This is a genomic window from Escherichia sp. S10b (assembly GCF_028421345.1).
Lineage (GTDB): Bacteria > Pseudomonadota > Gammaproteobacteria > Enterobacterales > Enterobacteriaceae > ECMA0423.
Genome location: NZ_JAHZSO010000002.1, coordinates 14,110 through 37,952 on the forward strand (window position 1 = coordinate 14,110; position 23,843 = coordinate 37,952).

Here is a 23,843-nt window from a genome sequence, read left to right on the forward strand (position 1 = left end):
TGGTAATAAGTGGTCAGTCTTAACACTCACCATTTGATTGCACCCGTGTTGACGATTTGTTACTGGATATCAGACACGCTGGATAGCCAGTAGAAACATACCATTAAAATTATTACAATAATTGGTCACATGATTATCTTATGCTGAATAATAAAGATATGAATATTAATGAACTTAAAGACTGTATTCACTATGAAGTAATCGGTAGCGAGCGTCCTTTCTCCTGGCGAAAGGCAATTGTTCGCGCAATAAAACATAGAAGGGTTCGTTATTTATTTTGGTGGCGCATAGCCAAATACCTTTTTGATAAAGGCGGATACTGTCGGAAGATTGCGGGAAAAATAGAACGTTTCATTCTTGATAAATATAATGTAACAGTCCCTTTAACTGTAAATATAGGGAAAGGCTTTGATATTTCTTATCTCAACAGTGTTGTTATCGGTCACAAAGTAACAATCGGTGAAAATTGTTCAATTAAGCCCGGAGTAACTATTGGACTTCGCGGGGAATTTAATGATATGGATATTGTTATAGGGCATAATGTGACCATTGGTTGTAATGCCACCATTCTTGGTGGCAAAGTGCGTATAGGAAACAATGTCACAATAGGTGCTCATGCATTGGTATTGCATGATATTCCTGATGATTCAACATTCATCACTAAATTTCAGTCTGAAGTTATCTGCTCGTCCTCCCGAACATAACCCTGATTCATCAGCTCTGGCCATACGATATCCGGAGCTGTACTGGTGTCAATTCTACTCACTAATACTCTGTATTTTCTCCAGGAATCCAGTTGTGAATTTTCCTCGTTTGTTGCTATTTCAAGATTAACTGCATCCTGCAGAATTGCGATGTTATCTGTTGCTTCCTGGATCAACCTTGCCTTTTTCTCTTCCGCTTCCCGTATCCGAAACAGTTTTTCTGCTTCCTCATCATTCACCCAGGATACGCCGTCCCACTTCTGATACTCCCCTGCTGGCGACAACCAGGTGACATTCTCTGGTAGCGGTCCGAGTTCAGAAATAAACAATGCGTCCCCCGACGCCACGTCATAGACCGTTTTACCACGATGGTCTTCAACAATATTCCACGATTCATTTTCACTGTTAAAAACTGCCACAAAGCCAGCAGGAATTTCCGGTGGGGCGATATCTGTAGAATTAGCTGGCAGCCCTGTATGAGGTGGAATATATGCGTCACCTTCACCAATAAACTCATTAGTTCCGGCCAGCAGGTTATAAATTTTTACGGTACGTGATTGTTCACTCATTCTGAATGCCATTATGCAAGCCTCACAATATAATTAAATGCGATGTTTTTAACGGTGTTTTCCGCGTTACCAGCAGCGTTAACGGTGATGGTGTGTCCATGTGAACCAATCTTAACAGAGTGCGTATGAGCGCCAATACCAACAGTGTGTGCATGTGCCCCAGCACTTGTAGCGGTACCTGATACTGAGTGGGTATGTGCGCCAGAAGAAGGCACAGTTCCATTCCCCACCACCGTGCCACTTGATGAACCATCCAGCCAGTCGAAATTCATACCGCCACTGTTTGGTCTCCTTAATGGAACGGTATGAGTATGTGCGCCAGCACTATTTGCAGTACCAGATACATTGTGGGTATGTGCACCTGTGTTATTCGTTGATTTAGTACCGTAATCAAACGACGATGTGGTTTTCGTACCCAAATCCGTACTGGATGCGCTGGCACTGTGGGTGTGCGATTTAATGCCATCCTGTTCCTGAGACAATACGGCCCGACCACTGGCGGGTTTGCCCTTGATTGTCCAGCCGCGCATATCTGGAATAACACCAGAAGGATAGGCAATAGCCAGTTTCGGATATGCTGCCTTATCAAACGTCTGCCCCTGCATGATTGCATAACCTGCAGGTGGCGTATCTGATGGCCACGGCAGCGGAACACCTGGCGGAAACGCTTCAATATTTGCCGAGCCGTCAAATTTTACGCCGTTAATTGTCCTTGCCGTTTTCAGCTTTGTTGCTGTAGCAGCATTGCCGGATAGTTCGCCTGAAAGACCACCGCTGAATGTCTGTTCCGCGCCCCATGTCTGGGCTTCGTCAATGATTGGTACTCGTCTTGCTGTGATCGTGCGGCTTCCCGGATTTCCTGAAATGCGCACCATAAAAAAGCGGTAGTTGGCTTTACTTACAGTGCTGCGCCATACCTTCATTGAGCGCCCCGTACCGGTATCATCACTTGGGCCAACAGCGATGTTTATCAGGTTACCATCAATGACGCCCCAGTCCATACCGTCGGGAATGTTGGTCATGTTATCAAGCCGAACGGTTATCAGACTGCCCGGCACAAAGTCGTAGGTCTGCCAGTCCAGGCTGGTGAGTTTTGCCACTGCGCCGCCAATACCCAGATTCAGGGGCAACGAAAAGGAGTTATACACTTCTCGCCATTCGGTCCATGTGCTCCCGGCGTAGACGCGCTCAAAAGTGCGCCCCTGTGTGGTTTCTGATTTTCCTGTGGTTGTGTAACGCTGCCAGACAGATACACCATCAAAACGCCTGATTACTTCCAGTATCCCAAGCAATGTCGCCCCAGCAGCGTCCAGCATCGGACCGTTTGTTGCCTTTCCTGTAACACTGTAAATACCAGGATCGGTCAGATTATTCAGATCGCCTTCAAAGAAACCGCTTGCAGTCTGGCTGCCGATTCTTAGCCACTGTCCCCACTGCGGATTTGATGCATCCCAGCTTGCGGTAAGGCAGCGTACATACATATTTCCACGACTGGTAGTGTAACGCTGTGTTCGCGAATATCCGCCGCCTTCAAGAACTTCGAGAATCCCCTGAGCATAGTTCCCTTCTTCCGGATAATTGCGGGCAAATGAAGCTATAGCTGAGCTACTGTTACGCCATAAACCAAGATGCTCGGCGGCTCCAAGCGTATTCAGGTCTATAGTCGTACTCAAAGGGCGGGTAGCAGATTGAGTGTGACGCCATACGCCCCACGGACCATCAGTGCCATTCCACTTATTGGCGAGTTTACGCATGTATACATTGCCGTCTCTCGTGGTAAAGCGTTGCGTACCTGCAAAATTGCCGGCAGCAAAAACCTCAAGCACACCGACAGCATTATCTTCCGGGAAATTTTTCTCCAGTGTTGCGTTGGTGGATGTTGCTTTAGACCAGATACCTGAATAAGCCTTAACAGGACCAAACGTATTCAGATCAGCATCAAGCGGCATTTCGCCATTGTTTTTCATAAACGTCAGGCTGGTAACGCCAACATTGTCCAGAAAAGCTGATTTATCCTGGATATCTGCACCGTTCTGATTTTTCGCCAGACGTGAATTTGCGTTGTCATTTGCTGCCTTGACCGCTTTTGGCGTTGCCGCCTGCGTTTCAGACGTACTGTTAGTGGCACTACTGAGCTGAACTATCCCTTTTTGTGCCGTGGTGGCATTCTGGGCGGTATATTTTCCGTCAGCCAGGTCATATGCAGCCTTAACAGCCTTAGGCGTCGCTGCGAGCTTTTCAGACGTGCTATTGGTGGCATTACTGAGTTGAACAATGCCTTTTGATGTTAAAGTTGCATCAGGATGATTACGTGATTGCTCATGTTTTACAATAGCTTGCTTAAGCCGCTTTGCTGAAACAGCCAGGGAATCATCTGTACCTGCATCAATTTCTTGTTCATTAGCAAATCTTGCTACTCCAACAACAGTTTCGGTTGCGGGAGGGTTAATAAACTCAACATCACCAAATGTAATGTTTTTAGTATCAAGATTTTTAATTGCTATATCACTTGATATTAAAGCAATTGTAGAAGATGCTTTATTTATTATTACTTGTTCTTGCGAGTATACAGCAAACAATGTTCCTTTATTTGTATACAAACCTATTGTATGGACAGCATACTCATCTTTACTATCATCCTTCGCAGTTACATGAATGGTATCAGGAGAAACGACTTTGCCTCCTATTGTGGTAAGTCGCTTTATTTCATCTGTTATTTTTGTTTGTGTGGTTGATGTGGCATAATATCTACTACCTAAACCAACAGAAACGATCTCAACTTTATTTGTTCCAGTCTTGTTGGCATTAACCAGCGCCTTACGCCCGGCGTCAGTCATCGTAAATAATAATTTACTCACGCTTAATTCCTTGGATTAACAAATCGCAAATTAGCACTCACCAATTAATCGTACATAAGACACAGGCTGGAAAGCACCGACAATACCAACACCACCTGAAACATTGGTTGCTTGCGAAAATGTAAATAGTGTTCTTGCCGACTTTGCACTCTTGATACTTCTTAACGTATCCTCCAACATCTCTTTCGAAGGAACAGCACCATCAAAAGAGTTAATCGAAGCAACAATTGAGGCTGTATATGGTTCGCCAGGTGGTGATGTTTCAAACCATTCTGTTATGTTTACCTCTCCACCCAAGCTATTTACTACATCTTCAACCGCTGCCCTTGTACCCTTTATTCGCTTTGTTCGTATTATTGATTTAAAAACAGAACGCTTTAACAATACAGGCCAACTATCCCTCCATGTATCAGCATTCCATTGCCAAGCTAAATGATCGAGAACAACTGAGTCCAGGTTATCAACAACGCTATATATTTCTGTCTTATATATTAAATTGTTAATTGCTTGTAGTTCATCATCAATAGCTTTCGACATAGCTATCACGTTGGGATCGCTAGCTAAGTTAGGAGGTAAAACATCCAACAAGCTAACATTAAAGATATCAGCCATCCTCTAACCCCGCATACTGGCAATTTATATTTCTCTCTCTGGCGACCTGTGTCTCTCCAATCACAGTAAAAACAGGACTTGATATTTCTAATCTTTTAGCCCCAGCATTTTTTAAACGTTGAATAATTTCATCTGGATTTATATCTCTTCCCATAACCGAACGTTGCCATTGTTTATACTCATCAATAGCTTTCTCAACCTCACTTTGAATTAAAGTTGTTCTGTTTTTGTCCGATGAGTTAATCCAGTATTTAATTATTATATCGTATTCAATGCTCTCTGGTTTCTTAACAAGAACTTTATCTGTGAATGGTCGAATATTAGTTGCAGAGAGAACGCTATTTATCTGCTCTAATAGTTCATTAGAAGGTATATCTCCGTTCTCTAACAAAGAACGGATTTCTACAATTCCGGGCGATGGTGTATATACATTCACATCTTTTATATTCTGATTGGCTGTTCTTGTCCAATATTTATAAGAATCCTCCGGCCCTGCTGTAGACAGTTTTTCCGGCGACAGTTTTATTCTTTCAGCATAATTATCATCTGACTCCGTATCAGCACCAGAATTAGATGTTGTTACATTCCTTACGCTGGAAACATACGGCAACGGAGTCACCAACTCATTTATTTGCCCTGGTAAAAAGCCATTCCCAGATAAACCAGGTATAACAGCATATCCTGAGACTGTACCAACTGTTTTCCCAGCAGGTATTTCCAACAAAATATCTGTTTGGAAAATAACACCATTTCCAGTTGAAACTTGAGTGCCAGCAGGTATTGTATATATCCCCGATAATTTTGTTGACAGATTAAACTCAAATGTAGTCAAGGCAGATTGAGCTTCCAGCCTAGGCGTATCCGTCAGATAGCCTATATGGTCGAGATATTCACCTTCACCATATGTAAGAAGGTTTTGTTTTGCAGAAAAATCGATAGCTTTTCTTTGCTGTATAATAATCTCACACAATGATAAGATGAATAATCTACGTGGATCAGCAGGTGCTAATGTTTCACCTGTTATACTCTCAAAAGCCCTGATTGAACGAGTTGTTATATCAGTCGGGTTAGAATCTGCGAAAGTAATATCTGGCAAACCACCACGCGGCAACGTCATTCTCTAACTCCTATCACAAGTTTTGGCCTAATAAAACCATCAGAAACGTCCGTTCTTTCAAAAGTAACAGAATGGATAATCGCTCTAGGCTCAAACTCACTAATTTTTTGAATTATTTCTCGTGTTGCTGTAGCAATAAAAATTGGACTAGGGCTATCAACAAGACTTGAATTAATTCCTAATTTTCTGGCATATGGTACAGTGCCAATTTGAGTATTAATAATAGTAGAGACATTTTGCAAAACTTCTTCTACAACTGTTTTGGGCGACCAATCAATCGAGTAAGAAGGTGATGATATGGTAAACGTATTATTCATAATAATTTACCTAACGCACTTCTAGTTTTTGACTCTATATTGCCAGCAATATCAACTAATGCTTCTTTCAGAGAGGTCTGTCCGACTTCCTGTAATTTAATGCCGACGATAATCACTCGTGGATTCCCAGTTGGACCGAAATAAGTCCATGATTCCTCTATATCTGTAATTATAAAATTACCAAAATACTGAATACCAATTACAACAGGATTTACTTCCTGAATTGATTGCATTGTCCTAAGTAATGAAAGCGCAGCCAATGGAACAATGCCAAGTGTTGTATCCAACCGCATATTAAAACTAACTTCATCCAGATCTGGACCTATATCCTCCAGAACAGGTTTAAGCCCAATAACATCATGGCGCGCTACACGACGCTTTGACGTCCTTTTAAAATTGTTGAACGTATTCACCACTATTGATGAGGCAACAAAAGGCATTGTACCAAGCATACCCACAATCATGCCTGAGCCTCCGTTGTCGGAGCGTATTCCCCCTGAGCTGTGTGATGGTGGCCTTTAGATTTAATCCCATCAACATCTATATCACCACCAACAACCTTAACATTCCCAGAAATTGTAGCTGCAACACCTCCAGCAGAAGATCCTTTCATTCCACCTTTGAAGGTTAGTAATCCTTCAACTGTAGCATTTCCGGTAATGATGGTTTCTGGAGCATCAATAGTTACGGTTCCTGTAGCCTTAATGGTTACATCTCCGACAGCATCAACAAGGAGTAAATTAGATTCTCTGTCTATCTCAATACGAGTTCCGTTATTAAATCTAATGACGCGTTTATTAACAGTATTAGATGGCGGCTTCTGTGTTTCATCATAAAAACTACCAAGAATAAAACCTTGTTGCGGCCCCGCGGGATGAAAGATACACAAAACTTGCTCACCAATATCTGGCATCCAGTAATCAGCATTCTTATCTGTATTTTTCACAATAACTGATAACTTTGCCGAAGTGACGTTATCCTGATCATCGAAAGTAACTCTTGCTGTAACATCACCATCATCAATATCAGAAACAACGCCAACTCTTATAGTCTGACGTAATAATGTTTCTAAATCATTCATAATTAATACCCATTAATTACTCTTCGGACATCAATCGAGGTGGTATAACCACTAGTCCCAATTGAATGCACAGCTTTCGATATAAGATATTTTCCAGAAAATGAACCGAATCCCTCCAGATTTATAGTTACACCAGCTACCAATCTGGTGTCTCCAACCAATACTAAAGATCCGGTATTTTGATATCTATTTTTAAGCCGCAAAGCAGCCTTTGCCTTACGTTTTGCTTCATCTAAATTAGCTACCAGTTTTCTTATCTTAAGATTCGACCCTTCTTCTACGGATGGATCTACCCAAGTATACGAAAGCGACTTTCTTTTTTTAGGTACGCGATATTTGCACGTGCAACTTTTATACAAATCTGTAGATTGTGTGCTAAAGCTATATCTGATTATCTCATCAATACCTAACGTAAGCGTAGCGATAGGATCTTTTTGCTCAAACATCTCTTGAGCAAATATTATTAATTGGCTATCAGTGACCTTTAACGACAACCCTTCATCCTGGCAAAGTCGATGGAGAAAATTTAAATCGCTTTCCTCCATTTGATCTTCACGTGCATAATATGGATTACTATCACCATCAATAAGAAACAACAGTTCAAGGTTAGCTAATTTAGCTATAGAAGTTGCTATATCTTTAAGAGTTGTTTTTTCCCATGCATTACTTTTTAAATCACGTCTAATGCCTGATGAAATAGGAACAGAAACAGCAGTTACCTCAACCACAGAAGGTGGTCCAGAGCAAGTTATGCCATCTACCTGGAATTTCCCGCACTCAAGGACGATTTGATTTATAGGCTTAAAGCTCAAATCAATAAAATCACCCTTTTTAGGTGTCCAGTCTCCAGACCATTTCCCATCATCATTTTTTAATATAATAGAAATATCATCGACCTGACCATCTTCATTATCTGTATAAGACATTGACAAAACATCAGGTGACATATGAGCGGTAATATTTACATTCTGATATATAACATCAAAAAGCGTTTTACGTAACACTATTGCGTCTCCACGGAGGAAAATTGTTTACTGATATTGGCATAACCGGAGCATCAGGAACTTTAAGAATAATTCCCGCAGAAAAAAGCACCGTAAAGCGGTGCTCAGTATTAGCATCAATAAGAAGATAAGACAGGTACTCATTACCATACAACTTTAAAGCGATACTATCCCATGAGTCCCCTTGAACCGTTCTATAATCATCCAAAACTTAATCTCCGTTGTTGGAACATATGAGCACTCAATTTCTTCTCAAAATCAGAATATCCCGCATCTAATGCTCTTTTAGCTGCCGCCTCAGTTTCCTTTGGTGAACCAGCCGGAAGATTGATTACAGGTGAATAGGTTATTCCACCAGTCACAGCGTTAACGTTCTGGCGAGGTCCAGAAGTCCCGGCGGCAGATATCCCGTGAGGTGATAAATTTGATTGCCCGAACTTGCTTGCTATTGCATTCTGTAAGCTGTTATTCCTGCTAACACCTGATGCCAGAGTAGTCATTATTGCACCACCTGACTTTGTTAGCTGTGAGAATGGACCTTTTTTCGCGTCAGAGAACGGTAAATACTCACGTACAGAAGAAAAAACGCCTTTCACTTCATTAATTAAAGCATTTGCTTTTGATTTTATCCCAGTGATTAACGTCTCAATTATTTTTGCGCCTGACTCACTCCAGTTTATTCCAGATAAATAAGTCGTTACAGATTGGAATGCTCTTATAAAGAGTCCAACTGGTGAAAAACGCATAAAAACAGATACCAGTGTATCTATGATTTTCTTTCCTGTTTCGCTCCAGTTAATGCCAGAAAGGTAATTTGTTGTAATTTTAAATGCTTTAATTAAGAACGGAAGCGGAGACATCCATTTAAAAGCACTAATTAATGTACTGTAAATTCTTACACCTGCCGAACTCCAGTTTATGTTGGAAAGATAATCCCATGCTTTACCAAACATAGATATAATCCATCCATTGAGGTCAAAGTTTAAGATAAAGTTTTTTATAGCCTCAAATGATTTAACTGTATATTCCTTAACAGAAGGCCAAACTCTGACAGCATAATCTCTGATCTTATCCCAATTCTGATAGAGCAATATTCCTGCGGCAACCAGCGCAGATATAGCCATCTGAATCCACCCGAAGGGTGTTAGCTTTGTCGCTACAGATAAAGCCAGCATAGCTACCCTACACGCTATAACCACACTTTTCATGGTTAGAAACGCACCTGCCGCCATCACTATCTGAGACACAAAATTGGGGTTGTTAGCTACAAATTCACTAATTTTTGTAATCAGCGGAACCAAAACACTAAGCGCGGCATTCAAAGCAGGTTGCAAGGCCTGACCAAAACTTAATGATGCATTGCTAGCCTGAATACGTAATTGTTTCAATCGCTCCGCATTATCTTTCGTTATGTTGGCAAAATCGCGGTCAATAACAGCACTTCCAGCTCCAAGAGATGTTGCTTTGATTCTCTGGTATTCCTTCCAGTTTTGAATCATCGGACGAACAAAGTTCTGAACCTGCATATCGCCAAATAGTTCACCAAGTAACTTCTGATCTCCGTTCTTAGTCATTTTCATGACAGAATGCATTGCAGCTTCGAATGGATTCTTCCCTTTTTTCTGCGCTGTTGTAACAATTTTATATAAATCTACACCGAAATTTTTCTTTGCTTTTTTTAGTGTTTCAGGGGAAAGTATTTTTGCCAAAAAGTTGTTCATATTATTAGCAGCCTCATCCGAAGTTGCAGCCCCCTTGCGAGCTATCTGCAAAGCTGCACCCATCGTCGCGGCTGCTTCTTTACCTCCCATTTTTAATGCCTGGAACTGAGCACCAAGCACAGGAAGATTTTTGGCCATATCTTTAAATTCAAAGTTCCCCTCTTTCCCTGCCTGAACCAGAATCCCCATTGCAGACTTCATTTGAGATGGATCAATCTTCAATGAGTCACTTAATGTAAATGATGCTTTCGAGACATCGAGGATATCAGAGCCAGTAGCTGTAGCTGTTCGCCCAATAGTTAGTAGATTCGCCTGAGCCTCTTTATAATCCTGCCCAGCAGCGACGAGAAAACCCTGAGCGGCCTGAATATCAGATGCAAACTGGTTGGTAGCCGTTCCGGTAACAAGCATCGCCTGCCCCATCGCCTGAACTTCTTCCGGCTTCATATCTGCCGTAAGACCAATCATTTTGTTTTCACGATTGAAATTTGCTGCATTGTTAGCAGCAGCAAATGCACCAGCCGCTACAGCACCAGTTTGTAATCCTGACCTTACAAGTTGACTCTTTGCCTCACCAAGATGCTCTCGCTTCAATTCACGCTGCCTTTCCAACGCGCGGTTTAACTCCTCCTGAGCACGTTTTACTGCAAGAACATTTTTCCGTGCTTCAGCCAACGCATTTTTATAGCTGTTAATTTTATCAATACGTTGTTTTTCTAATGCCCGGTTAAGTTCCTCCTGCTGTTTTTTCACTTGCTGAACATTTGCTCTGGCTAAAGCCAAAGCCGTTCTGTAGCGGTTAACCTGCTCAACGCTACGGGCCTGAGCCTCACGATTACGATCAATGCTGGCTTTAAGCTCTTTCTCTCTTGAGGCCAAAGCTCTGGCAGATGTATCAGCTCCCTGATAGGCAGACTTTAAAGCGGCCAGTTCTTCACGCTGAGAACGTAGTGATGCTCGTAAATTCGATGAATGTGTTTTTGCCTTCTCAAAGTCACGAAGCATCGCTCTGGTTGGATTGGCCGTGTTTTTTATTTGCTTCTGTAACTCTTCAACGCGAGCGGCAGCTTTATGATATTCGAGGGCAGTCTGTCCAACCTTTACTTTTACAGATTGTAGCTTTTGAATTTCCCCATGTTCTTTCGTTAATCCAGCAAGCTCGGCATTTAATTTAGCAACAGCCTGATTAGCTGTAGTAAAACTTTTGGGGAGAGAGGCGGCAACTTTGCCGCCAATTTCAAAAGCCAGCTTAAAGTTCTTATTGCTGGCCATTAGTATTAATCCTCATTAAACACGTCAATCCATGCGACGATTCGCCTCAACCGAAGCGAAAGCCAGTAGGATATAGGTGTTGATTGAGATGATTGAGATAGAGAACTCGCGGCCCTCATTATTTGCTTATCAATAGGTTTTTGCTCATCAAAACCTACGAGAGCAAAAAATTCTGTACCTTTTGACAAACTTTAACAAAGTCTTTCGCTGGTAATCCATTCAGATACTCTATTGGACGACCAATACAGCGAGCAGCCAAGGCTGCATGGACTTTATTATCAAGTGATGTTTGAACTGAAACATGCCCTTGAGATTGCAGTAAGTCCGATACCTCTAAAATATCACTGCCTTTTAGGTTGTCTAAATCAAGGTTGAGTTCAGTCACTGGCTCAAAGTCTTCAAAACGATATTCTTTACTTAATTTAACGGTTTCCATTTTTTCACCTTATAAACCTAAATCATCACGAACAGTTTTTAATATATCTTCGCCATCAAAGATACAAATAAAGTTCAACTTATCAATTTCTAAGACTTCTTTCCCATCAATAAATAATTTGATATAGAGAACTTCGAATTCATTTTCTGAATCAGTGGCCTTTGCTACCTGTAGCGAACCCAAATCCAGTTTTTTAGGATTTAGCTTCATTGAAGCTCGAATAGGAACCGTTTTATATTTTCCTGTTCCGGCATCATAAACCTGCTGGCTACCGCGAAAATCTACCTGATGCGATGAGGATAGAAATAATTTTGTACCAGCAGAGGTCAGAGTTCGCCATTTAAGAGAGACAGTCATTGGTTTGAAATGCCCCAGCGTTCCGCTATCAAGCTCTCCAGCGATACCTGCACCACTAACAGTTTCTGTCATCATCTCAATTGATGGCAGCTTTGCGTCAGCAACACCGATAATACGGTTTCCCTCACCGTATACTGTAAAGTTAATAAGTCTCTCAGGAATTTGATTGCTCAAAGCAACCTCCTATTATTTATTCAGAAAACAAGTTCAGCAGATAATCAGGATTATATTCCATGACGAACTCTATATCTCTGGCAGGTGAGAATGGTGTCATTTTTACATGGAATTTAACAATCCCGTCCATCAATGACGTAATCGTGTTTTCAGACTGATCAAAGGTAACAACACCACCTGCAATATCCTGATTACCTGTGAGGCCGTTAAGCCAAATATTCGCACTTGTAACAATCGATTCAATTAATCGACGGTTTGCAGGATTGTCTATTTTTGACCAATGCGAAAGAATTAACGTATTACCCACCCAGTTAAACATACGTCGGCAAACACGAAATGCGTCTTTGGGGTCTGTAGATGTTGGATAAATAGCATTACGGTTTCCCCATGATTTCCAACCATCAAAATTAAGGCTTGTTACAATCCCCTGTCCATTTAAGTAGTTTGCCTGGCTAATGTTAAGCCATACTTCACTGCCATCTTTACGTACAGCACCGTCCATCTGTAGTTTTATATTTGACGGAGAACGTGATGGAATATCGCCATACTGACTATCCAGCAAGCATGTTGCGGCCGCTAAATGGGTTGAGTGATGGTAAATATTGTCACCAAGTTTCACCATCGGCCAGCACACTGTCTGGTTAGCGGCCATGTGATTATTGTTCTGTTTCCATTCAGGAACAGCCGAGTAATCACTGATAGTAGATTTATCGGTCGGTGCATCAGTTATGGCTTCTGCTTTGAACAATTCACTAATCAACGCGGCTTTAGCCGCCATTAGCTGACCAACTTCACTATCAGAACTAAATCCAGGCGCAATCACTTGTCCAGGAACCAACTTGAAGCGGGGATACACATCAGACAGTAACTCAAGCCCTGTATTGGCTTTAGTGTTGGAATCCACACCACCGATAATGTCATTTTTAGTTACGGCACCGGGATCAAGATGTGTATAACTAACCTTAAGAGTAGCGTCTTTTTCGGTAATTTTTCCTCCGCTAATAGCGGTAATGACCGTATAGCCATTATCATCCAGCGCCAGCACATAATCGGTATCAACCGTTAACCCTGCCGAATCACCATCTGCTTTTTTCACAACAACAGATTTATATAAGACACCATCGTTAGAGAGCGTACCTTTCCCGCCAGAAAGTTTTACTACCTCATCAGTTACGTCTTTCTTATGCTTTGCTGGATCAAGCACATTGATAAATACAACTGGCGCAACACCATATATTCCAAATGCGACTTTAATTACTTCGCTTAAAGTATATTTCTCGAAGTTTGTGCTATATCCTATTTTAGATACGGCCTCTGCGTATGTATAAGCAATGATAGGTTTATTTACCGCTGAGGCTGGATCTTCTAACTGATTAACAGGAGCTGTACCAAATGCGACAATCAACCCAGCACTAACTTGTACTGGAGGAGTTATAGATGTAGCCAGCTCAGATATATAAATACCGTGGCGATATCCCATTATTTAATCTCCATGATAGAAGAAGAAACTCTAGAGTACATTACATACTCGACACTGGTTTTATCAGAAAGTCTTTTTTCTGCATCTGCAAAATCACTGGTTGCCACAAACAAACACTTTGCACCAGGAATATGTGATATTAATTTTTCACACTCTGGAGATAAGCCATTCTTAAATAGTTTATGCTTCAAAATTGAGAGTTGAGGGATTGTTGGTCCTATATATACAAATGTTTGAGCAACATCTTCCTTCTTTTCTATATCTTCTTTACTACTTTTCTTATTAGCCATTTAGATAAACTCCTGAGACTGAATATTCTGAGGCTTTAATACTAGCCACGTTCCAGTTGCTTCCGTTATCCAATATGGATATGGTTGATCATCAAACATTCGCCATCTGATATCACCCTGAAAGAGAAATTTCTCTTCAAGTAAAGGCTTCTCCTGAAAATGAAACATCATCCTTTCAAGAAGAGCCATTACCCATTCATACCCAGTATGGTCCTCACAAAAACCACCTAGAAGAAACTTAACCTTAACTTCATCCGTTTCAGGCTGCATTCCTCCTTCCGTGGGTCTGATAATCACATGAGGAAATTCTGGCGGTTTATCTGGAGATGGTTGTGATTTAGGAGGCAAGTACCCTTTAAATATTGTTGGAACAAACAATTTAATATCGCTGTCTGTTTCATCATAAGGAGGCCCCTGCACTAATAAATCATGGAAAACCTCATGTTCCAACCGATTTTTTATTGCATCTATCAAAAGATTAATCAAATCGGCATTCCTCTGTTAGTATTAACAGTGAGAGTTATTTCCAATACACCAACATTATCTGATACTTCATCAACAATATAACTTTTACCGTTGATTTTCATTGACTGGTCTTTGACAGGGAGAACAGGAAAATCTTTTCTTGAAACAAATAATATTATTTGCCCCTGATTTATTCCCTCTGCAAACTCAGCATATGAGCGTTTATTACGCTCATGAATAAGGTCTGTATCAATAACGGCAAGGATATCCTTGCCGTCTATGTTATATGTATCGGCAAACTCTTTTTCATTGAGGAATATTGCAGAAATATCTTGCGCTATAACCTCTTTGAAGGAGTTCATTACTTCTTATTACCTTTTTTTTGCGTTGATTTTTTCGCATTACTGGTATCAGAAGTAGCTACAGACTCAGATGAATCATCAGCAACCATTTCCTCATTGCCGCCATCATCCTCAAACTCAACCTCGAATACACAGCTACCCGCCTCCGTTCGCGTAATCAACCCTGCGTCCACAGCATCATTAACAGCAGATGCGTATCCATGCTCAAAAGCTAACTTAGCAGCATCATAGCCCCCAGCCGATGCCAAATCACCATCCTCTTCGGTGGCAATAGCATGTCCTGACGCAATCAGTTCGGCAATTCTGGAGTTATCCATTAGCCCATTAAGCAAACGGCCCGCTTTTAGCGAGCCGTGGCTTATCGTATCAATGTTTTTAATCAGTCTGGCCATTTAAACCACCTTAGCCACCAGATAGGCATCAGCCACACCAGGATTAGGCAGTGGAGATGACTTCATGGCAACATAACGGCCAGCCGGCTTACGAGTTACCCAGGTGTCTGGAACTCGTGGCGACTCAACAATCGTTAGAGTCTTTTCGGCGTCATCTACAAGCTCTACAGCACCATACAGCATCGTTCCTCGACCAGGAGAGCCAAAGAGGATCTTATCTTCCGGTACTAATGGTTCTGGTTTTCCTGTTTTATCATTGCGAATAAGTTCGTCGTAACCATAAAAATCGACACCTTCAAGATTGCCATAATGAGTTACGCCTTCTTCTAACTCCTTAGGCTCAATATACCCAAGCTCTTTTCGGCGATTATCAAGATATTTAGTTACTGCTTCATTTTTAACGAAGGCATCAACAACTTTTGCGCCCATTACGGCAACACGAGGTGTAAAACCTGAAGTTAGTGATACCCGACGTTTCCAGTTGCGAACATTGACCAACGGATCTGATTTTGCTGCACTCCATAAATCATCACCTGTCAGTTCAAGATATGGTTTATCTCCTTCCTCTTCAGGCCAAAAATAAACTGTGTCATCCACTCCTTCACCAACAATATCAACCTGCCCCGTAAACAAGACTTGTGCACACATCCATTCTTCACGGCGGTTAACCATTTCATCAAGCTCAAGCAAATCTTTACCTAATTGCTCGGCGGCTCGTTCTTCTGGCGATTTTGCGTTGTAAATATTCTCACCCGGAAGCCTGTTTAAAAGCAGCTCGGCTGTTGTTACCAAATCAGGTGCAACAAGTGGTGGCTCCAGAGTTCTCGTTACAAAGCCGCGTCGCTCAACGGTTTTTGAGCCAAAACCTTTACCAACAAACGGAGCCATAGTACGGCCCCCGCGAACAAAATCCAGATCAACTTTCTTTGTATTAAAGGTCTGAACACCAGGAAAAAAGGTACGAAGAAGAAAACGACGAGCCTTGAAATTCTGAATAACAGGCTCAAGCATTGTACGTCGTTCAAAAATATCAATATTCGGCATAAAAATACGACCTCTTTATATTATGCAGATGGATTTTGTTGTGCGGTATTAAGGAATATCCCAACCTTCCGGCAAGCCAGATATACATCGGCAATCTTTGCTGATTCAGGAAGGATAACCGCATGTGCATTGAACATTCCGGTCAGCCATGCTGTTCCAACTTGCGCTGAATCAGTCGCATCAATATTGTGTTGAGCGATACAATACGGTTCTTTTGCCTCCCCTTCACCAGAGAGATTTATTGGCGCCACAGTGACAACATTTGTTGTCTGATCAATACTGACAAAAGCAAGTAACTCACCCCGTTTTACTTTACCGCTGGCAAGTTTAATACTTGTTGGAATTGCTGGCATACCACCAGAAATAATCAGATTATCTGGTTCAAATGAAAAAGACTCTCGCATAAACTCACCTTAATTTTTATCGCGGTTTTTAAATACTGACCCAATAACATTTTTTACTGCTTCAGCCTGTTTGTTGCCGTTGTTTTCTGGTTGATTAACATCAACTGAATCATTCACCTCACTTGCGTCTTCTTGCCGTTGATTAAGAAAGTTTTTGTTACGCGCTCGCTCTGCATTCATAATTTCCAAAGCAAGTTCAGCCGCAGAAACTCCTGTTTTGAATTTTGCATTCTTAACCAGGTCGTCATGACCAGGAATCACGCTATTCTCGATTGTTTCAATGCGCTCGCGTTCTGATTTAACGCCCTCGTCTTTACCAGCATTAAAAACCTGATTGTATAATTCTGGATATTTATTTTTTAATTCATCAAGAGTCACAATATCGTCCTCATTTTGTTCATTTGATTCAGTAGATAACTCATTTTTATTTTGCGGCAACTTTGCGAGTGAATCAGGTAATTTTGAAAACCTTGATGCTTCAAAAGTTATTCCATTAAGCGAAAGCATCCCTTCCTTTATAGAAGCGGATAAGCGTATTGGTTTTTCAACTTCGTCAGCAAATCCAAGCTCTACAGCCTCTTCTGCATTTAGCCATGTTTCCTGATCCATTAGTTCAATTAATTTATCCTCAGAAAGCCCTGTTTTCTCCTTATATGCAGATAAAATACTATTGCGTATCTTATCCATCATCTCAGCAATATCACGCAATTCATCCGCATCGCCAGCAGCAAATGTCCACGGATTATGGATCATCATCATAGCATTAGATGGGATAATAATTTTATCACCCGCCATTGCAATAATAGTTGCAGCCGATGCAGCAATCCCGTCGATATAAACCGTAATATTCGCCTTATGACGCTTTAATGATGAAAGAATAGCTTGAGCAGTAAAAACAGAACCACCATAACTATTAATTTTTACGTTGATAGTATTTGATGAAATATCCTTTAATTTATTAACTATGTCAGAAGAAGAAACCTCATCAAATTCACCAATATACCCGTAAATTAAAAGTTCAGCCGGAGAGTCATCTTCACCCGTGCTATTTTTTATTTCCCACCAATTAGGCATCATCAGTCTCCATATTTTGTTCATTTACCTCAGAAACAGGAGGTGTAATAAGCCCCAACTCACGGCGAGCATTCTCTTCTCTGCCACAGATTTGTGCGGTTTCTTCCCAGTTAAGACCTGACATTTCAGCCGCTTCTTTTTCACGGGTAGAGAATGTTTCCTCAACACGCAGTTTTGCAGCTTTGACTTCTTTAAGGGGATCTAATTGGCCTTGTGATGGGCCATACCATTGAGCGCCACTCCATGCAGCGCGATATTCAGGCCCATAAAAAAAACCAGGGGCAATAACACGACCTTTAGCAACGGCTTCGGCCAACCATTCCTCATAGATCGGTTGGCAAAATGACTGAACCATCCAGTCACGTCGCATACGGAACATTTTCCAGGCTTCAAGTAATGCGGCCCTGCTTGCGCTATAACTTGCTGTAAAATGCTTTACCAAGAGTTCGTAAGGGAGTTCTAAAGCAGCCCCAATTTGACGGCATATGGCGACAACAAAACCATCAAATGCCGTATTTGGTCGCCCGGGATTTGCTGTATCTATCGACTCACCTTCACCCAAACTTACTATGGAGCCATTCCCCATTTCTTGGGTGTTATCATCATGGTTATCGATCTGCTCGTACTGAGGGATACCCGATTCACCGACTGGCCCATCAGGAGCGTCTGTTTTAATAAAGACAGTAAACATCCCTGACACAACCGCAGCAACCAATTCAGCATCGGTGTATCGTCCTAACTGCTTCAATGCTTCAATTACAGGAGCAAGGACAGGAACGCCACGGCGTTGCCCAGGCCTTTCAAAATCCTGCATGACATGCAGAATATTTCTTCTTCCTGTTTTACTCCCATATGCGGGAATACGTTCCCACTTGCGGGTTACAAAACCAGAAGTCCCGGCTGGGTGATGTTTTGCAACCCAGTACGCCACAGGCTCGCTAAATTCACCAACCTCTACGCCACCGTAAAGATTTGGTATAAAACGATCCTCTGGATTGCAAACACGATCACCTTCAATTAAATAGACGCACAAATCATATATAACACCCTTACGCTTAATAACTGGTAGCGCAGCAAATATATCGCCAGATGTTAACGCAGATATTTGGACCAATGATTGCAATTGTCCAAAAGTACACATTCTTGATGCATCACAATTTGGAGAATCAGCCCATAATCTAAACTCACGCTCAACATGCTTTTCCCATGCTCGCGCTTCTTCCTGCGTCATCCCCAAGAAATCGGCATCAATGTTCGCATTTAGTTTTAAACCGGAACCAACAACGTTTGTCCTGATAGTTTTTATTGCGCCAACCGATAGCGGGTTTCCCATGAAGAGATCACGAGAACGCTCACGCAATTTATCTATATTTTTAACAATATCATCATCAGGAGAACCAGCTTTACTAAACCAACCCCTTAATGATTTTTTATGAGTGCTTGCACCATGACGTGAATATCCAAGGTTATTAATACCTTCAAGTGCTTCTAACCGTTTTCTTGCCAAAGCTCGATTTAATGCCCTCTGAGGTGAAAACGGCGCAATAACTCGATCAAGAATATTCATAAATCTCTTATCACCACTCGTTTAATTCGTGGGCCTCGGCGTATACCTGCTGATAATCTTTCTACTTCATTACGCCAGTAATCCATCTCTTTTCTGACTTCTGATAAATCCGCACGAGTTAACTGCCGCGTACCAAATTTATATGACTGACCGCCAATAGCAATAGCGCGATATGCTTCCCGCCAGACAGATAACATCTCTCTGGCTTCAGTCAGAGAAAATGCTTCATTGTTCATTTATATTTCCTCTATATGGTTACGCCTTTACTTATAACTCTACGGCGTCTTCTACGTATACCTGACGAGTTCTGCACATACACATTACCTCGCATTTCCTGTTCGGCAAGCCAGTTAAAATTAGGGTTCAGAATTTCCATCGCGGCAGTTGCATAGTTACGGCAATCAAGAGGCTCGTTACGCTCGTAGACTTTTACCCACTTTTCTTTTGTCTGCCCATTTTTATATTCAAATATTTTCTTCTCTGATAATAATCCTTTAAAGTATTCGGTATCATATCCTCTGTCAGAATCTAATGGGAAATGCATATAACCAGGACCAGGATCATGTAGTTTAATTCTTGCCATGATGGTCCCTTTACCATCATCAACCCCCAAATTAAACAACATAGCACCCACACGGTTATTATTACTTGGCTTTCCTATAAACGGTAAACCTACCCCACCACGCCCCCTGATAGAGTATATTCGCCTTGATTCTCTCGGCTTAGTAAAGCGATATACCTCTGTCGTAAAATGCCCACCAGAGTCAATACAAACGGAAGAAATCTGTAATTTTCGACCGTCACGGAATGACCAGCTACGGAGTAAGTATTCATCAAGTTGTTTCCAGACAACATCTTGTGCGGGATCACCTGGGAATATTTTATATTCTATCCCCCATGACTCCTTACCTTTTCCCCAACCGACCAATTCACAAACTAAATACGTGTCCTGTACGTCAACACCAGCACTTAACAATAAAACATCATCTGGTAAAAACTCTTCAAACCTTATTCTGCGTTGCAACAAGTATTCAGGATCGATATCGTCTTTAGCATCCTCTTTCCATGGCTCACCCAGCTTAAGGTTAATAAACTCCATTAATCCATTTTTATCGCGGTTTCTGGTTGCTTCCGTAAATTCTTCAACCAGCTCTGACAATGCAACCCACGGGGAGTAAAGACTGTTAATATGAAAACCAACAATACCTTTAACTCCAGTATGTTCAGCTATCCATACCCCCTTCGCCAACCAATCAACGTCTGGTTTACCAGATCCGCGCATAATCCCGCCGCACTCACAGCACTCATATCTGGCCGTTTCCGGTAACGCCTCACCTGAATCGCTCTTATCCCATCTGACTTGCGACCATTTCATCACCTGCATGGTGCCACAACATGGGCAAGGAACATGGTAGTAACGCTGATCGGAGAGCTTAAACCACTTGTGGATTTTGCTCGTTTCCTCCAAAACAGGAGTAGAAACAAAAACTTTCTTACGATTATGAAAGTTGGTAGTACGCTGAATACCTAGTTTTAGTGGGTCGCCCTCCTGCGTCACACCGTAACGATCAATCTCATCAGCTAACAGTATTCGAATTGGCCTGGATGCAAGACCTGCTGGGGAATTAGCACCAACAAGTGCTATATATCCACCAGCGTAATGCTTCATACGTATAGTCGTGCTGGACTTTTTGGCTGCACCGCGCCCCTCTTTCCCTTCATGCAGCTTGTGTTTCAAACCAGGGGAATATTTGAACGTCGGATCAATACGCTCCTTTGAAAAAGCCTCAGCCGCCTCTACCGTTGGATAAATCATCAACTGAGGAGATGGCTCCTGATCTGCAAAGTAACCCATAACATTTAGCTGTAATTCGGATTTACCAATTTGCGAGCTACATTGCATCACTACTGTTTCTGTATCAGCGTCACCAATAACATCCATTGGTTCACGCAAATATGGCACTCGGCTTGTACGCCACGGCCCTGGCTCTGGAGACGTTCCCGGCGCTACATGACGATACTTATCAGCCCATTCGGAAACAGTTAGCCGTGATTTAGGGCGAAGCGCACGGAAAAAAGCGGTGCTCCATACTGTTTCGCCCATGAGGTTTATTCTTCCTGCTTAATAAATCGGGATTCCTGGAGCGCCTGAAGCGCAAAATTAATCTCGTCTTCAATAATGCGTTCGATCTCCCTGGCTGTTTTGCCTTCACAACGGGGAGCTGCTCTTGGAGCAATACTAAATAAGCGGCTACGCAATTCATTAGCTGCCAGAAATGCATCATCCCTGACCGCATCTTTAGCGATGAGAGAGCCTTCCTTTTCTTCAAATTCAAGGCGTTTCAGCTTTGCCTGATAAATTTTTTCTGCGGTCTTAGCCTTGTTGAATTGCACCGCAACACCGGAAGTACCACCAGCTAATCCGGCATCATCAGCGGGTAACTCTGGTTGTTCCGAAGATATCCCATGCCCTCTTTTTCCATTTTCAGCAGATACCTCACGACCAACCTGTCGGCTCGCTTCATAAGCCGCACTGGCTTTATCAAAATCCAGCTTGCCGCTTTTCAGCACTGGAATGCGACCGGAACGACAGAGCTTCGTAACCATTGCCGGAGAAATACCTTTCCGGCGGGCAAACTCTGACTTACTGACGATGGCCATTACTTGCAACCATTAGCAAGATACTGAACAAATCCCTCATGCGTTTCATGCGCGTCGTGGTACTGACGATAAACATCCAGCAACAATGCAATTTCCATATCCGTCGCGGGAATACGTTCTTTATCAATAGCCAGGTACTTAATTTGAACAACAGGGGAAGAATTATCGTCTTCTTCCTGCGGCTGTTCATCGCTTAACATTTCGTCAAGCTCTGCATCATTAAACCCAAGCAGATCAATATCAAAATCATCATCCATTAACTCTTTGACTTCTTCGGCCAGAAGCTGCATATCCCAGCCAGCATTTAAGGCCAGCTTGTTATCTGCAATCCTGTACGCCTTCTTCTGTTTTTCAGAAAGGTTACTCAACCGAATCGCCGGAACTTTATCCATTTCCAGAATTTCGGCTGCTGCAAGCCGCCCATGCCCCGCAATCAGTTCATTCTTTTCATCGATCAGCACAGGATTAGTGAAACCGAACTCACGGATACTGTTCACCAACTGTTCAACTTGCTCATCTGAATGAGTCCGTGAATTTTTGGCATATCTGAGCAGCTTACCGACTGGTAAATATTCGATTTTTAGAGCCATTTTTTAACCGCCATAACACAACAGGTTAAAGAAAAATGTTTAACTTATTGATACTAAAAGAGAAAAATGACGATCTTTTTACTCATAAAAAATCACACAAACCAGCATAATTATCTGGTTTTATTAAGTTTTTATAAGTAAAAAGGATCTTCCGATGGTGTTTTGGTTAAAAGATTGGATGTATTTGCATGATTTATAAAGATTTTTATCAAAACAGCCTTGCATTGGTTAAAGATCTGCGCGTATCTTGATGATCTAAAAGAAAATTCTCTACTTTCTTTTCACCATCACAAGCACAGCAAAAAATCACGTTTTCCCAATATTTTTCAATGAGATGGGTAAATTTCTTTTACCGCAACTTTTAACCTAACTTTTTTCACGTTTAGCTAGCCGAACATCGGGGTTCGAATGACCCGCATCCAACGCTTTTGGCCAGAAGGACCCAATTCTGCCGGACGATGAAACGATGCTCGTGCCCACCCACAGACAGCCAGCGAGCGACGCTACAGAACACAGTGAATACACTCTGCATAACAACACCATCAACCACACGATGATTAACGAGAGAAAGTCTTAGAAAGAATGTCATCAATAGCCTTTGTGACTTCATCAGCAAACGCATCCTCACCAGCACGCAGCGCCACGCCATGCCAATCAAGACGCTGCGAATAGTTAGGTTGCTGGATAAACGTAAGGATCAACGTAGGACGCCGCCCAACGCGCTGCCAGACGCCTGGTTGAAGCGGGTTACTTGTACCAGGTCGAACAACAAAAAACTCCGTAGGCTTGCCCTGACGGCGATTTTGATGCGCATCTCGCTGAACTCTTAGGCCAGATAAGACCTGCTGTAATTGCCCCCGCGAAATATTCCCGTATTTGTCCAGCTTTGCACCGGGACCAGGAGCAAGCTGCCAGCCGTTAGGCAAATATCCACCAGCCCTTAGCGCCCCTTCTGAGCGTTTGTACTGTCGTTGTCCACCTTCGATTTGCGGAGTCAACGTTACAGGGGCTGGCGTTCCTCCCCATTCACGAGCATACACAATGGCTGTAGGATCACTCTTCTTTGCGGCCAAAACGTAAGTAGAGTTCTGAATCCACGGCGTGGGCCTGTCAAATACCCGATTAATTTCATTCTTAATCGCAGCCTGAGAAGCCTTTGCCGTTCTGGTTGCCGCAAGCGCCATTGCGAACGGCAATTCGCGTTCTTCAAGGCGCTGGAGTTGTCGTTGAATATCCTGAGAAGAAAAATCCATCTTTATCTCAATTCTGTCAGCCACCAGCGCCTCCTACAC

26 protein-coding genes are annotated in these 23,843 nt (G+C 42.2%); 1 reads left to right on the top strand and 25 read right to left on the bottom strand.

The genetic code is table 11. From position 1 onward, the window contains the following. Positions 1-158: 158 nt before the first annotated feature. The gene (locus tag FTE26_RS00150) at positions 159-704 is read left to right on the top strand and encodes a transferase (protein ID WP_001704996.1); all 546 of its coding nucleotides are present in this window, start codon (positions 159-161) and stop codon (positions 702-704) included. Here the strand turns inward: FTE26_RS00150 and FTE26_RS00155 are convergent. From FTE26_RS00155 to FTE26_RS00275, 25 genes are all read right to left on the bottom strand, one after another. Next, a complete protein-coding gene (locus FTE26_RS00155; RefSeq protein ID WP_001523080.1) occupies positions 668-1,285 on the bottom strand; it encodes a tail fiber assembly protein in 618 nt (205 codons plus the stop codon). The two genes, FTE26_RS00150 and FTE26_RS00155, sit on opposite strands and share 37 nt — an antisense overlap. After that, entirely contained in the window at positions 1,285-4,131 is a 2,847-nt protein-coding gene (locus FTE26_RS00160) for a phage tail protein (RefSeq protein ID WP_202753486.1), read from the bottom strand. The genes FTE26_RS00155 and FTE26_RS00160 overlap by 1 nt, the downstream gene beginning before the upstream one ends. A gap of 30 nt (positions 4,132-4,161) precedes the next feature. After that, a complete protein-coding gene (locus FTE26_RS00165; protein ID WP_023908964.1) occupies positions 4,162-4,743 on the bottom strand; it encodes a phage tail protein I in 582 nt (193 codons plus the stop codon). Then, the gene (locus tag FTE26_RS00170; protein ID WP_001705026.1) at positions 4,736-5,860 is read right to left on the bottom strand and encodes a baseplate assembly protein; all 1,125 of its coding nucleotides are present in this window, start codon (positions 5,858-5,860) and stop codon (positions 4,736-4,738) included. Before FTE26_RS00170 ends, FTE26_RS00165 begins: the two co-directional genes overlap by 8 nt. Next, positions 5,857-6,177, bottom strand: a complete 321-nt coding sequence (locus FTE26_RS00175) for a hypothetical protein (RefSeq protein WP_001523074.1) — start codon at positions 6,175-6,177, stop codon at positions 5,857-5,859. The genes FTE26_RS00170 and FTE26_RS00175 overlap by 4 nt, the downstream gene beginning before the upstream one ends. Next, positions 6,174-6,641, bottom strand: coding sequence for a phage tail protein (locus tag FTE26_RS00180; protein ID WP_000635200.1), 468 nt, complete (start codon positions 6,639-6,641; stop codon positions 6,174-6,176). Before FTE26_RS00180 ends, FTE26_RS00175 begins: the two co-directional genes overlap by 4 nt. Continuing rightward, the gene (locus FTE26_RS00185; protein ID WP_001523073.1) at positions 6,638-7,258 is read right to left on the bottom strand and encodes a phage baseplate assembly protein V; all 621 of its coding nucleotides are present in this window, start codon (positions 7,256-7,258) and stop codon (positions 6,638-6,640) included. The genes FTE26_RS00180 and FTE26_RS00185 overlap by 4 nt, the downstream gene beginning before the upstream one ends. 2 nt (positions 7,259-7,260) lie before the next feature. Beyond that, the gene (locus tag FTE26_RS00190) at positions 7,261-8,262 is read right to left on the bottom strand and encodes a phage late control D family protein (RefSeq protein WP_258116159.1); all 1,002 of its coding nucleotides are present in this window, start codon (positions 8,260-8,262) and stop codon (positions 7,261-7,263) included. 200 nt (positions 8,263-8,462) lie between these two features. Next, positions 8,463-11,255, bottom strand: a complete 2,793-nt coding sequence (locus tag FTE26_RS00195) for a phage tail tape measure protein (protein WP_001523070.1) — start codon at positions 11,253-11,255, stop codon at positions 8,463-8,465. Positions 11,256-11,409: 154 nt separating this feature from the next. Then, positions 11,410-11,691, bottom strand: coding sequence for a phage tail assembly protein (locus tag FTE26_RS00200; protein ID WP_000450805.1), 282 nt, complete (start codon positions 11,689-11,691; stop codon positions 11,410-11,412). A 9-nt stretch (positions 11,692-11,700) separates the two neighbouring features. Then, a complete protein-coding gene (locus FTE26_RS00205; protein ID WP_004105328.1) occupies positions 11,701-12,222 on the bottom strand; it encodes a phage major tail tube protein in 522 nt (173 codons plus the stop codon). 16 nt (positions 12,223-12,238) lie between these two features. After that, positions 12,239-13,702 (bottom strand): phage tail sheath family protein, encoded by a 1,464-nt coding sequence (locus tag FTE26_RS00210; protein WP_004105325.1) that lies wholly within the window; start codon positions 13,700-13,702, stop codon positions 12,239-12,241. After that, positions 13,702-13,992, bottom strand: coding sequence for a hypothetical protein (locus FTE26_RS00215; protein WP_001284546.1), 291 nt, complete (start codon positions 13,990-13,992; stop codon positions 13,702-13,704). The genes FTE26_RS00210 and FTE26_RS00215 overlap by 1 nt, the downstream gene beginning before the upstream one ends. Beyond that, positions 13,993-14,478 carry a hypothetical protein gene (locus tag FTE26_RS00220; RefSeq protein ID WP_000609134.1) on the bottom strand — a complete coding sequence of 162 codons (486 nt, stop codon included), beginning with the start codon at positions 14,476-14,478 and terminating at the stop codon, positions 13,993-13,995. Further along, positions 14,475-14,819, bottom strand: coding sequence for an ATP-binding sugar transporter from pro-phage family protein (locus FTE26_RS00225; RefSeq protein ID WP_004105322.1), 345 nt, complete (start codon positions 14,817-14,819; stop codon positions 14,475-14,477). The genes FTE26_RS00220 and FTE26_RS00225 overlap by 4 nt, the downstream gene beginning before the upstream one ends. Next, on the bottom strand, positions 14,819-15,211 hold the full coding sequence (locus tag FTE26_RS00230) for a hypothetical protein (protein ID WP_001523066.1): 393 nt from the start codon (positions 15,209-15,211) through the stop codon (positions 14,819-14,821). The genes FTE26_RS00225 and FTE26_RS00230 overlap by 1 nt, the downstream gene beginning before the upstream one ends. Then, entirely contained in the window at positions 15,212-16,255 is a 1,044-nt protein-coding gene (locus FTE26_RS00235) for a major capsid protein (protein ID WP_004105318.1), read from the bottom strand. Positions 16,256-16,275: 20 nt separating this feature from the next. Continuing rightward, positions 16,276-16,659 carry a bacteriophage lambda head decoration D family protein gene (locus FTE26_RS00240; protein WP_004105317.1) on the bottom strand — a complete coding sequence of 128 codons (384 nt, stop codon included), beginning with the start codon at positions 16,657-16,659 and terminating at the stop codon, positions 16,276-16,278. A 9-nt stretch (positions 16,660-16,668) separates the two neighbouring features. After that, entirely contained in the window at positions 16,669-17,733 is a 1,065-nt protein-coding gene (locus FTE26_RS00245; RefSeq protein WP_004105315.1) for a head maturation protease, ClpP-related, read from the bottom strand. Beyond that, positions 17,726-19,300, bottom strand: coding sequence for a phage portal protein (locus tag FTE26_RS00250; RefSeq protein WP_001022885.1), 1,575 nt, complete (start codon positions 19,298-19,300; stop codon positions 17,726-17,728). The genes FTE26_RS00245 and FTE26_RS00250 overlap by 8 nt, the downstream gene beginning before the upstream one ends. Further along, positions 19,297-19,536: a DUF6148 family protein gene (locus FTE26_RS00255; protein WP_001058287.1), complete on the bottom strand. Its 240-nt coding sequence runs from the start codon at positions 19,534-19,536 to the stop codon at positions 19,297-19,299. The genes FTE26_RS00250 and FTE26_RS00255 overlap by 4 nt, the downstream gene beginning before the upstream one ends. A gap of 11 nt (positions 19,537-19,547) precedes the next feature. Continuing rightward, positions 19,548-21,404, bottom strand: coding sequence for a phage terminase large subunit family protein (locus tag FTE26_RS00260; protein WP_001406385.1), 1,857 nt, complete (start codon positions 21,402-21,404; stop codon positions 19,548-19,550). A gap of 5 nt (positions 21,405-21,409) precedes the next feature. After that, positions 21,410-21,961, bottom strand: coding sequence for a hypothetical protein (locus FTE26_RS00265; protein ID WP_001019009.1), 552 nt, complete (start codon positions 21,959-21,961; stop codon positions 21,410-21,412). Further along, the gene (locus tag FTE26_RS00270) at positions 21,961-22,551 is read right to left on the bottom strand and encodes a ParB/Srx family N-terminal domain-containing protein (protein ID WP_001185429.1); all 591 of its coding nucleotides are present in this window, start codon (positions 22,549-22,551) and stop codon (positions 21,961-21,963) included. Before FTE26_RS00270 ends, FTE26_RS00265 begins: the two co-directional genes overlap by 1 nt. 557 nt (positions 22,552-23,108) lie before the next feature. Beyond that, entirely contained in the window at positions 23,109-23,828 is a 720-nt protein-coding gene (locus tag FTE26_RS00275; protein WP_000775053.1) for a hypothetical protein, read from the bottom strand. Positions 23,829-23,843 lie beyond the last annotated feature (15 nt).